8 protein-coding genes are annotated in these 12,071 nt (G+C 54.6%); 1 reads left to right on the forward strand and 7 read right to left on the reverse strand.

The genetic code is table 11. The features are described from left to right. Positions 1-72: 72 nt before the first annotated feature. From D3P09_RS12245 to D3P09_RS12260, 4 genes are all read right to left on the reverse strand, one after another. Complete coding sequence (locus D3P09_RS12245) at positions 73-1,347, reverse strand: ATP-binding protein (RefSeq protein ID WP_165867413.1); 1,275 nt, start codon at positions 1,345-1,347, stop codon at positions 73-75. Between the two features lie 144 nt (positions 1,348-1,491). Then, positions 1,492-3,126 (reverse strand): sensor domain-containing diguanylate cyclase, encoded by a 1,635-nt coding sequence (locus D3P09_RS12250; RefSeq protein WP_120110128.1) that lies wholly within the window; start codon positions 3,124-3,126, stop codon positions 1,492-1,494. Positions 3,127-3,438: 312 nt separating this feature from the next. Then, entirely contained in the window at positions 3,439-4,362 is a 924-nt protein-coding gene (locus tag D3P09_RS12255) for an aldo/keto reductase (protein ID WP_120110130.1), read from the reverse strand. 365 nt (positions 4,363-4,727) lie between these two features. Beyond that, positions 4,728-5,588: a helix-turn-helix transcriptional regulator gene (locus D3P09_RS12260; protein WP_120110132.1), complete on the reverse strand. Its 861-nt coding sequence runs from the start codon at positions 5,586-5,588 to the stop codon at positions 4,728-4,730. 123 nt (positions 5,589-5,711) lie between these two features. Here D3P09_RS12260 and fabF point away from each other — a divergent pair, with 123 nt between their 5' ends. Further along, positions 5,712-6,950 carry a beta-ketoacyl-ACP synthase II gene (gene fabF, locus D3P09_RS12265; RefSeq protein WP_120110134.1) on the forward strand — a complete coding sequence of 413 codons (1,239 nt, stop codon included), beginning with the start codon at positions 5,712-5,714 and terminating at the stop codon, positions 6,948-6,950. 1,384 nt (positions 6,951-8,334) lie between these two features. On the opposite strand, the gene mglC is transcribed toward fabF, so the two are convergent. The 3 genes from mglC to D3P09_RS12280 form a co-directional block, all read right to left on the reverse strand. After that, positions 8,335-9,354 (reverse strand): galactose/methyl galactoside ABC transporter permease MglC, encoded by a 1,020-nt coding sequence (gene mglC / locus D3P09_RS12270; protein WP_120110136.1) that lies wholly within the window; start codon positions 9,352-9,354, stop codon positions 8,335-8,337. Continuing rightward, the gene (locus D3P09_RS12275) at positions 9,332-10,906 is read right to left on the reverse strand and encodes a sugar ABC transporter ATP-binding protein (RefSeq protein ID WP_120110138.1); all 1,575 of its coding nucleotides are present in this window, start codon (positions 10,904-10,906) and stop codon (positions 9,332-9,334) included. Before D3P09_RS12275 ends, mglC begins: the two co-directional genes overlap by 23 nt. A 92-nt stretch (positions 10,907-10,998) precedes the next feature. Next, a complete protein-coding gene (locus tag D3P09_RS12280; RefSeq protein ID WP_120110806.1) occupies positions 10,999-12,015 on the reverse strand; it encodes a galactose ABC transporter substrate-binding protein in 1,017 nt (338 codons plus the stop codon). Between the last annotated feature and the right edge of the window lie 56 nt (positions 12,016-12,071).

The raw sequence follows: 12,071 nt of genomic DNA on the forward strand, positions 1-12,071 counted from the left end.
TATCCCGATTTTTTTGAAAAAATTTTCATAGATTTACTCTTCTTCCATAGAACCTCTTTATCCAGAGTCCTTCTATCCCATCGTCACCGGCTTATGCCGCGGAAAAGCAAGCGTAAATCTCGTTCCTTTGCCAACCTCGCTTCTCACATCGATCTTGCCGTTCATTTTTTTGATAATGCTGAAGGAAATCATCATGCCAAGCCCCGTCCCTTTCTCTTTGGTCGAATAATAAGGCGTCCCCAGACGCTTCAGCTGATCGCCTGTCATGCCGCTGCCCGTATCGCGGATCGTGACCGTCGCGATATCGTTGCGGCATTCCGTCGCAAGCTCCAGCATACCGCCGTTCGGCATAGCTTCAATCGCGTGCTTCCCAATATTGATCAGCGCTTGCCGGAATTTATACCGGTCGCCCATCGTCAGCGGAGCGTCCCCCTTCGCCAGCTGCACCGACAGGTTAACATTATTGAAATTTGCGTAGGTGAGCAAAATGTTAGACAAATATTCGACCTCGACATTCACATTTATCGCTTCCATCAGCTCGGGGTCGGTTCTGGCGAGCGACAAATAATCTGCAATAATATGCTCGGCCCGGTCGAGCTCTGAGAAGCAGATATTTTTATAGAATTCTTTTTTGTCCGCTTGAATGCCGGGAGAGCCTAACAAATGAATAAAGCCCCGAACAGCTGTGAGCGGATTGCGGATTTCATGGGCTACAGATGCCGCCATGTCGCTGACAAGGCGCATTTTCTCGCTTTTCACCACTTCTTCCTGCATATGATAGTGCCTGTTCAAAAACTCAATCGCATAGACCGTCACACCAACGATTAGAGCTTGCATGGCATAAGTGGTCAACAATTGCAGCGGCTGATTCAGCAAATATGAATACTGATTGGTTATAGTGAGAAACAGAATGAGAGTAATTAGCTTAATGAGGATGCTGAGGATGACCGCCCACGCAAGCTTCCAGACGAGCGAGGCTTGCTGGAATTTCCGAATGGCGATGTAGACGATCAGGTAGGTGGGCAATATGGAGAGGGCGTAGAGCAAGTTATCGGGGCTGTCCAGCAAATAACGGGTCATAATTAGCGTGCCATAGAGCAACAGTGCGATGGCGCCCCCTCCGTACAAGGAGCCGATCGTTAGCGGTATGGATCGGAAGTCGTAGTTGAAGCCAATGATTTTGACAGGGAAACACATCGTTACAATCAGAGCCAGCGCAAAAATAAAGAACATCAGAGAGCGGTAATAGATCAGTCGGTGTCTCAGCCTGTACAGGAAAGGGTATAGCGCGAGCGGGGATGAAATAATTAGCACATTCAATAGAAAGTCTTTGAGAAAGTGTTCCATAGGGGCCCCCTTGACGACTATTCTGCAAAACATTCGTTATAACGGTACGACAACCCAAATATAGCATAATTTCTCGGCCGCTACTGTAAAAAAAATATCGAAAAGGGACCGGTGCAAAAAGACGCCTATCGCTAGGCGCCTTCCCTAAGAAGCATGTTCGGTTATGGCAAAAGTCAGCTTGTTTTTTCCTTTGCTTTTGGAAGCGTACAACGCTTGGTCGGCCAGCTTCAGCAGCTGCAGCGGATCCGTCCCGTTATGCGGCCACATCGCCCCTCCGATGCTGCAGCTCACCTTGGCCATGCCGGCCTCCAACTCGAACGGCTCGCGCAGGCTTTCCAGGATGCCGGTCGCAACCTCGCTTGCCTCCAGCAGCGCTCCTTGCAAGGGAAGCGCCAGCACCACTACAAATTCGTCTCCTCCCATGCGGAACACATGGCCCTGCACAGTAATGCTATCTTTGATGCGCGCTGCAGCCTGGCGAAGAAGCTCATCCCCCGCATCGTGCCCGAGGGAATCGTTGACTCCCTTGAACCCGTCCAGGTCCAAATAGAGAAAAGCAAGTGCGCCCAGCCTTTCTTCCGCCTGCCTGATCGCGCCCCCGACAATGGCCTCCAGCGAGGAGCGGTTCAGCAAGCCGGTCAGCTTGTCCCGATGAGCCTGATCCTCCATCTTGACCAGCTCAGACTCCGTAGCCGTCAGCTCTGCAATAAGCCCGCGCAGCGAGCTGGACAGCACCTCGATATCCTTAATTCCCCGCGCATGCGGAATTTCCGTCTTTTCCCCCCAGCGCAAACGATCCGCAGCTTCGGCGATGCGGGATAACGGCTTCGAGATTTTTCCCGCGAATACCCAGGCTAATACGGTAAACAACGCGATCAGCACAATCCCGAGCACGACAACATCCCAGATTAAAGCGTGTATCGGAGCAAAAGCAACGTCGGCAGGCTGGCGCACAACGATTTTCCAGCCCAGTCCGGGATAGTTATTGTAGCCGGATCCTTGCGCAAAGCCCGTCAAATACTCGCGTCCGTCCGGCCATTGCAGAACCGCCCATTCGTTGGCCCCGTTATACTCATCGAAGTCCTCAAGCGATAGCTTCTTGCCCGGCCAGGATTCCGGACCGAGCAGCACCGTATCGTCTATAGCGCTTAAAATAAATACGTCGATCTCCTTCTTGCTGTCGCCTTGCAGCGACTTCAGCACGGAGCTTTTAATTTCTTTTGACCATTCCCAGCTCAGATGGGCTGCCAATACGCCAGTCAGCTTCCCGTTATCATCGAACAACGGCGTACTGATATCGACGAACTTTAACGGCTCGCCTGTAGGATTAGGCAGCAGCTCCGATAGAAGCACAGCATCGTGCACATCGCCAATGAACGGCTTCTCCAGCGCCTTCTTGTAGACCGGACGCTCGGCAATGCTGCTTCCTACCAGAATGCCCCCTGTAGAGGAAAGGATATTTCCGTCAGGATCGGACAAGCCAACCCATGAAAATGAAGGTATATTATGATTCAGCTCATGCAGCAGCCCGCTCACCTCTTCCAGATCGGAAGGAAATCGCAGCGCTTTCAAATGGCTTAACAGCAATACCTCGTTATAACGCGACCACATATAATAATCCAGCTTGTCGGACATTTGATAGGCAAGAGCGGCAAGCGAACCGCCTATCTCCTCCCTGACCTCGCGGCTGGTTCTCTGGCTGATGACTACACTCATGGAGACAATGACTACGATGATTAGAAAAGCAAACGATAACGAGAAGTACGTCCTCAGCCTCATCGTCGCGACCCCCTCCCGCGTTCTGTGTCGATACGTGTCGGATTCAGCAAGTATTATAGTCTATTTATTGAGTTAAAGGAAGGTATAAAAAAAGCCGTTCTCCTTCCCATCACCCTTGTCATTCATATGACTTCATTCCCCCATTTGCAGTCTCGTCCATTCGGTTGCCCACAACGGTTGGATCGTTTCAGAAATCAAAAAAACGCCTTCGCCGCCACATGAACTATGGCATTGAAGACGTCTTAACCTTATTGCCTGCTATGTCGTTCGAGCCGGGCGGCAGGGCTGCCGCTGCAACCCTAATCCCATTGCTTACTTTCCAGCAGCGTCCTGCGGATGAGGCTCCGTCAGCAGCTCCGCCGCCCGCGCATTGGATTCAACCTGAGCGGGATCCTTGCAGCCCGGTATTACCGTTGTGACTGCAGGGTGCTTCAAGCACCATGCCAGCGCCCAGCTTGCCATATCGACGCCTGCCGGCACCTCCTCGCGGGCGATGCGCTCCACTTCCTCCAGCTTCTGCCGCGTTGCTTCGGCATCATGACGATGGCGCACATCATTGTTCGCAAAAACAGCCCCCGGCTTGTATTTGCCGCTCAGATAGCCGCTTGCCAGCGGTACGCGGGCGAGCACGCCCAGATCCTGGCGCTCGCAGGACGGGAAGACTTGCTCTTCCGGCTTGCGGTCCAAGCGGTTATATACGACCTGAATCGTGCGGGAATTCACGCTTGTCGATGCATCCGTCTGATGCAGATTGTCATTTTTGCCGATCGATGTGCCAAGGAAGCGGATCTTGCCCGCTTGCACCTGCTTGTCCAGCGTTGTCCACAGCTCATCGTTGTCGAACGCGGAATCCGGTCCGGAATGGAATTGATACAGATCAATGTAATCCAGCTTCAGCGCCTTCAGCGACGCGTCGAGCTGAGCGGTCACGCCTGCGGCATCATATACATCCGTACGCGTGAACAGGTTATGGAAGTGATGGCCGAACTTTGTCGCGACGATCCAGTCCTCGCGGTTTCTCCGGCTCAAATAATCGCCAATCAAGCTCTCCGACAGGTGGTCGCCGTAGCATTCAGCCGTATCGATCAGATTGATGCCTAGCTCATGCCCTTTATCCAGAATCGCGTCCGCTTCCGCTTGCGTATATTCGCGGCCCCACTCTCCGCCGAACTGCCATGTCCCGATGCCGATCACCGACACATTCAGGTTCGTACTGCCCAAACGTCTATACTTCATAACGATTCTCCTCCCAGCTATACGATTTCTACACCATTATACCTTTTGAAGAGCGCGAATAAAAACAGCTCTAATTATGAAGTCTATGAAAATCCATTCAAGCCTCGGATACAGGAAACAGGATGCTCCATCTTTTGAAGAATACGCTGCTGTATGAACCGCTTATATGAACGTTCGTGCTCGTAAGGGCGGAGAAATTCGCGGTCAGCTTCGTTAATGATGCCGTCATCCTTGCCAATCAACAGCTATTCACCTCAACCTAGCGGATCTATCGACATGCGCTAACCGCTTTGCAGCTCAAAAAAATGATGTGCCGGCGCATGCAGTCCGGCGCATTATTTTCTTGTCTCATGACATGCTCTGCGTCATTCGTCGCTGTCATGACTTTCCTTGCGGGCAAGCCATTGCCTTAGCTTCGTTTCTGTAGAGGAGCCCGGCGCCGGGGTGTAGATGCTGCATCGCAGCTCTGATCCTCCCTGTGCCTGCATCGAAGTCAGGCGGAACAGCATCTTGCCAGCCTGGGCATGGCGGAATTCGAGCGATACCTCCGGCGCGTAGCTCACCCCGCCCTGCTCCCATAGACGGGTGAAGTCGGGATAGCTCTCCTTCATCTCGTTAATGAATTGCTCATACCATTCGTCCTTCACATACTGGCCGTAATATGCCCGGAACATCGCAAGGAAACCGCCAGCGAAATGCTCCCAGTTGGCAGCAAGCCGGCGAAGCTCTTTTCTTGCGAACAGCAGCTTCACCATGTTGCGCTCCAACGCCGGAATCTCGGCAAAATCAAGAAATACATATGCGGCTGCGTCATTCCACCCAACGATGCCGCACCGTCGGTCAGACACAATAACAGGGCAATGTCTAAGCTCATCGATAATATACTTGAGCGAAGCCGGGACAGCGGGCGAAGCATGATCCGACTCTCCCTGCTCGGCATCGGGATCCATGGCCAGCGTCAGCATATATTTGCGTTCGTCCTCATTAAGCTGAAGCGCTTTGGCTACACTGTTCAAGACAGAGGGCGATACCCGAATATCTCGTCCCTGCTCCAGCCACGTATACCAGGTCAAGCTGACGCCCGCGAGCTGGGCAACCTCTTCTCGCCGCAGCCCCGGCGTTCTTCTCCGGGAGCCCGACGGCATGCCGACTGACTCCGGCCTTAGCATGGACCGCTTTGTTTTCAAAAACTCGGATAAAGCATGCAACCTGCCCTCTGAATTCATCTTGTATTCCTCCAAGCTATTATCCTGGTGCTGCTTATACTAGTATAAACGAAAACTGGTAACAGGATAAATTCTATGACAAACTAGGTTCAATTCAGCAACAAGCCAAGGAGGATGAGATAGATGGAAAGAGTCGTCATTACAGGAATGGGCGTGCTGTCGCCGCTCGGCAACGACACAGCGACCTTTTGGCAGCGGATGGTTCGGGGCGAGTCGGGCATTGGCGTTATTGATGCTTTTGATACGTCCAGACATAAAACGAAAATTGCCGGAGTGGTAAAAGATTTCGACGCGGAAGGGAGATTCGGCCGCAAGGAAGCCCGGCGTATGGATCGCTTTACGCAATTCGCGCTTGCCGCTGCGGAGGATGCGCTGCTGGATTCAGGCCTTGATCTTCAGGCCGCCGACAAGGAACGGATCGGCGTCTATGTGGGCTCCGGCATCGGCGGCATCGGTACTCTGCTTGAGCAGGCCAAGCTGCTGGCGGAGCGTGGGCCTGAGCGGGTCAGCCCCACGCTGGTGCCCATGATGATCTCCAATATGGCCGCGGCTTCGATCAGCATTCACTACGGCTTTACTGGACCTACGCTGTCGCCCGTCACCGCTTGCTCGATCGGGAACACGGCCATTGGCGAAGCATGGCGACTCATTCGCTCCGGCGAAGCCGATGTAGTGGTAGCGGGAGGAGCCGAAGCCGCCATCACCGATATTTCCCTCGCCAGCTTCGGCAATGCGACATCGCTATCGACGCGGAATGATGATCCGACGCGGGCGAGCAGGCCATTCGACGCCGGACGCGATGGCTTCGTCATCGGAGAAGGAGCCGGAATCGTCGTGCTGGAGTCGCTCTCCCACGCCCAGCGCAGAGGCGCTCGCATCCAAGCAGAAGTCATAGGATACGGAGCAAGCTCCGACGCTTATCATATCGTCGCCACCCATCCGGAGGGAGCGGGCGCTTATCTTGCGATGAAGCAGGCGATCCGCAGCGCCGGACTGCAGCCGGAGGACATCGACGTCATCAGCGCGCACGCGACTAGCACCGAGCTTGGCGACCGCTCCGAGACAGCCGCGATCAAGCGGTTGTTCGGGGAACATGCGCGCAGCATCCCTGTGACGGCCAACAAATCCATGATTGGCCACATGTTCGGAGCGGCTGGCGGCGCAGAAGCGATCGCGCTGGTGAAGAGCCTCCAGGAAGGCATCATTCCGCCGACGATCAACCAAGAGACGCCCGATCCGGATTGCGATCTGGACTACGTGCCGAACGCAGCTCGCCAAGCTTCGTTGACAGTCGGCTTGTCCAATTCCTTCGGCTTCGGCGGACACAACGCAGTCATCGTGCTCCGGCGATACGAGGAATAAAATGCCGGCCACTTGCCTGGCTGCACATTAGATGCTTGGCAGCGTCCAGCAAATCGTAATTCGCAACGCATATCAAAAGCGGCGCCGCCCCTGCCCCTGCCTAGGGCAAGCGTATAGCGGTGCCGCTTGCGCTTTTTTCTTTTATCACACTAGTTCCGTCTCTGTAACGGTGCCACACGGCGCTTTTTCACTCATTTCGAGGTATCCAAGCCTGCAACGCCGCCACACGGTGCTAATTCCTCTAATTACCCACTAACTTAACTTCTAACGGTGCCACACGGCGCTATTTCACTCATTTCGAGGTATTCAAGCCTGCAACGCCGCCACACGGTGCTAATTCCTCTAATTACCCACTAACTTAACTTCTAACGGTGCCACACGGCGCTATTCCACTCATTTCGGAGCTTTTCCGCCTGCAACGCCGCCACACGGCGCTATTTCACTCATTTCGAGGTTTTCAAACCTGCAACGCCGCCACGCGGCGCTAATTCCCCTAATTACCCTCTATCTGAACTTCTAACGCCGCCACACGGCGCTATTCCACTCATTTCGGAGCTTTTCCGCCTGCAACGCCGCCACGCAGCGCTAATTCCTCTAATTACCCTCTAACTGAACTTCTAATGGTGCTACACGGCGCTATTCCACTCATTTCTAGGTTTTCAAACCTGCAACACCGCCACACGGCGCTAATTCCTCTAATTACCCTCTAACTTAACTTCTAACGGTGCCACACGGCGCTATTTCACTCATTTCGAGGTATTCAAGCCTGCAACGCCGCCACACGGTGCTAATTCCTCTAATTACCCACTAACTTAACTTCTAACGGTGCCACACGGCGCTATTCCACTCATTTCGGAGCTTTTCCGCCTGCAACGCCGCCACACGGCGCTATTTCACTCATTTCGAGGTTTTCAAACCTGCAACGCCGCCACGCGGCGCTAATTCCCCTAATTACCCTCTATCTGAACTTCTAACGCCGCCACACGGCGCTTATTCCTCTAATTACCCTCAAACTGAACTTCTAACGCCGCCACACGGCGCTATTCCACTCATTTCTAGGTTTTCAAACCTGCAACACCGCCACACGGCGCTAATTCCTCTAATTACCCTCTAACTGAACTCCTAACGGTGCCACACGGCGCTATTCCACTCAGTTCGAGGTTTTCAAGCCTGCAACGTCGCCACACGGCGCTATTCCACTCATTTCGAGGTATTCAAGCCTGCAACGCCTCCACACATCCCTATTCCACCCCTTTCGAAGTTTTTCCACCTGCAACGCCGCCTCACACCCCTAATTCCTCTCACCACAGACCCAACCGTCCTTGCAAAATAAAAATGCGCCCCTCGCCGGATAACCGACAGAAGGACGCCTTTCCACACGAAACTATTTCTTCGCCATATATTTGCGAATATCAAATGCGACAGCCGATACGATGATTAGGCCTTTGATGATGAGCTGCCAGTACGGGCTGACGCCGATGAACGTCAAGCCGTAGTTGATGACGCCGAAGATGAGCACCCCCGCCATAACGCCCGGCACGGTGCCGATGCCGCCTGCCGTAGAGACGCCCCCGACGACGCAGGCCGCGATCGCATCAAGCTCGTACATATTACCGTAGTTGTTCGTAGCGCCGCCGGTGCGGGCAGCTTCGAGCACCCCCGCCAGGCCGTACAAAGCGCCAGAAATGGCATAGATCATTATCAGATTGCGCGCTACGTTAATGCCGGATACATGAGCGGCTTGCACATTGCCGCCGATCGCGTACATGTTTTTGCCCAAGCGGGTTTTGTTGAAAATAACCCAGCAGATTAAAGCGACCGCAATGGCGATCAGCACGATATACGGAATGGAATAACCCCCGCCAAGATCGATGTAGCCCGATCCGAACTGGGTAAAATCTTTGCGCAGACCGCCGATCGGCTGGGATTGGTTCGGCTCCATATCGAAGTAGATCGAGTTTACGCCATAGATGCCGACCATCGTCCCCAGCGTCGCGATGAACGGCGGCACATGCAGCTTGGCAATAATAATGCCGTTAATTAATCCGACCAGAAGCCCCGCGACGATGCCGATTACGATCGGAATGCCGACCCATAGCTGCGGCAGGTCCGGGAAGAAACGGTTCGCATACGTATCGATCTGCAGCATGGAAGCCGAGATAACTGCGGTCAGGCCCACGACGCGTCCTGCCGACAAGTCTACGCCGCCTGTAATGAGGATGAATGCTGCGCCCAGCGCAATAATTAACCTTGTTGATGATTGCTGCAATATATCCCGGAGCGTCGAAAACGCCAAAAAGTTGGGGTCGGCAATCGCAATGCCGACGACAAGCGCAATCAGCACCATGAAGATAGCGCGCTGCGCCATATATTCTCTCACCTTAAAATTGGATTGTAAGTTCATGGCTATTCCCCTTTGCTTCCGTCGTGCGCTGCTGCGCGGCGAGCCGCATAATCTCCGCCTCAGTGGCTCCCTTGCCCTCTACAATGCCCGTTACCCGGCCTTCGCTCATGACCATTATCCGGTCGGACATGCCGAGCAGCTCCGGCATCTCGGACGAAATCATAATGATGCTTTTGCCTTCCTTCGCGAGCCCTGCAATGATGGTATAAATCTCGAACTTGGCCCCAACATCGATGCCTCTGGTCGGTTCGTCCAGCAGCAGAATATCCGGCTCCGTGAGCAGCCATCTGGCGAGCAGCACCTTCTGCTGGTTCCCGCCGGACAAATTGCGGATTAACGTATTGACGGAAGGCGTCTTCGTCCGCAGCAGTTCCACATTGCGCTCCGCTTCTTCTCTGCCCTTGCGTTCATCGAGCAGTCCAAGCCGGTTCCGGTACCTGGACAGATTGGCGATAATCGTATTCTCATATACCGACAGCACGGGGAAAATGCCCGTCACGCGCCGCTCCTCAGTCAATAGCGCAATGTTGTGCCGCTTCGCATCCGACGGAGATTTGATCCGCACCGGCTTCCCGTCGATGCTGAGCTTGCCGGAGGCGATGCCCCTCAGACCAAACAGCGCTTCGACCAGCTCCGTCCGCTGTGCGCCGACCAGTCCGCCAAGCCCCAATATTTCACCCCGTCGCAGCTCGAAGGAGACGTCCTGGAACGACTTCGGATTCACGGAGCTCAGCCCTTCTGCCTTAAGCAGCGGTGCGCCGGGGATATGGGTCCGCTGCGGGAATCGCTCCTTCAGGTCCCGGCCCACCATACGGGTAATGATCAAGTCGGTCGTCAGCGCAGGCGAAGGCCAGGTGCCGATCAGGCAGCCGTCCCTCATAATCGTCACTTCATCGGAAATCCGCAGAATTTCCTCCATCTTGTGCGAGATATAGATGATCGAGACGCCGCGCCTCCGCAATTGGTTAATAATCGAGAAGAGCTGCTCCACCTCATTGCCGGTCAGCGACGAAGTCGGCTCATCCATGACGATCACCTTGGAATTAAACGATACGGCCTTCGCGATTTCCAGCGACTGAATTTTGGAGACGGACAGCGAGCCCGTCCGAGCCTTAGGGTCGATGTCCAGATCCAGATCGCGGAACAAGTTCAGCGTATCCTGATACATCCGCTTCTCGTTCACCAGCCGGAACGGACCCGCCCAGAACATCGGGAACCGGCCGAGCCATATATTCTCCATCACGCTGCGATGCTGCACGGGATGCAGCTCCTGATGGATCATGGAGATGCCGTGCGCGATCGCATCCTTGGAGCTGCTGATAGCCGCCCTCTGCCCATCCAGCATGATCTCTCCTTCATCCGGCTTGTAGATGCCGAACAGGCATTTCATCAGCGTCGACTTCCCGGCGCCGTTCTCGCCCATCAGCGCGTGCACAGTCCCCGGCTTTACCTTCAGCGTCACACCGCTCAGCGCCTGCACGCCGGGAAAAGCTTTGGATATGCCGCGCATCTCCAGTACATAAGGGGGTGTCACTGTTAATGTCTCTGTCATTGCCTTCCCTCCACATCAGTCATACTTATGCCGTCTTCGTGATGCGAAAGGGGCAACGCCATGGAATGCCGTTGCCCCTTCCCTACTGCCGTTTATTTTGCGTCGGCTACATTGTCCTTCGTAATTTTCTTGTACGCGATCCAGACATATTTGCCGTCCGTAATGTCATAGCCCGTATTGTCTTTGGTCGGTGTCTCGCCCTTAGCCAGCACATCCGCCAGCGCAACGGATGCCGCGCCTTGGTTCTTCGCATCGTTCAGCACCGTGCCGAGCAGCGTGCCGTCCTCAAGCGCCTGAATCGCCGGAGCCGTAGCGTCTACGCCGATAACCGGCATATACTTGTCGCCTGTGAAGTAACCCGCCGCCTTAAGCGCTTCGATTGCACCTAGCGCCATGTCGTCGTTGTTCGCGATTACCGCTTCAATCTTGTCGCCGTGGGAAGCAAGGAATGCCTGCATCTTCTCTTGGCCCTTCACGCGGTCCCACATCGCCGTATCTTCGGCAAGCGCTTCGACCTCAATGCCTGCATCCTGAATCGCCTGCACGGAGAACTTCGTCCGCAGCTCCGCATCCTGATGGCCCGGCTCTCCTTGCAGCATGACGTACTGCAGCTTGCCGTCGCCGTTCTTGTCCGCCCCCGGATTCGCTTTCCAATAGTCAACGAGCAGCTGCCCGGAGATTGTGCCGGATTCCTCGGCCTTGGCTCCAACGTAGAACACCTTATCCCACTTGTTCATATCCTCCGCGATCGGCTCGCGGTTCAGGAATACAACCGGAATGTCCGCGCCCTTCGCCTTATCGATGATGACGCCTGCCGCCGTGCGGTCAACCGGGTTAATGATCATGGCTTTATATTTTTTGGAGATAAACAGGTCGACCTTCTCGTTCTGCGTCGGCTGCGCGTTCTGGCTGTCGACAATGTCCAGCGTAACCTTGCCCTCGGCTGCCGCCGACATTGCATTCCGTACGCCCGTCATGAACGTATCGTCAAACTTGTAGATCGCTACCCCCATTTTCGCCCCGCCGGACGACTCCTTACCGCCTCCGCTGCAAGCCGTCATCGCAAGCATCGTAGCCATCGCAAGCATCGCCCATCCTGTTTTTTTCATCCCATAGCCCCCATTCCATTTCATTCTGCGGATCCGCCGGGAATTTGCTGCCCTTG

The organism is Paenibacillus pinisoli, from assembly GCF_003605435.1.
Taxonomy (GTDB): Bacteria; Bacillota; Bacilli; order Paenibacillales; family Paenibacillaceae; genus Pristimantibacillus; species Pristimantibacillus pinisoli.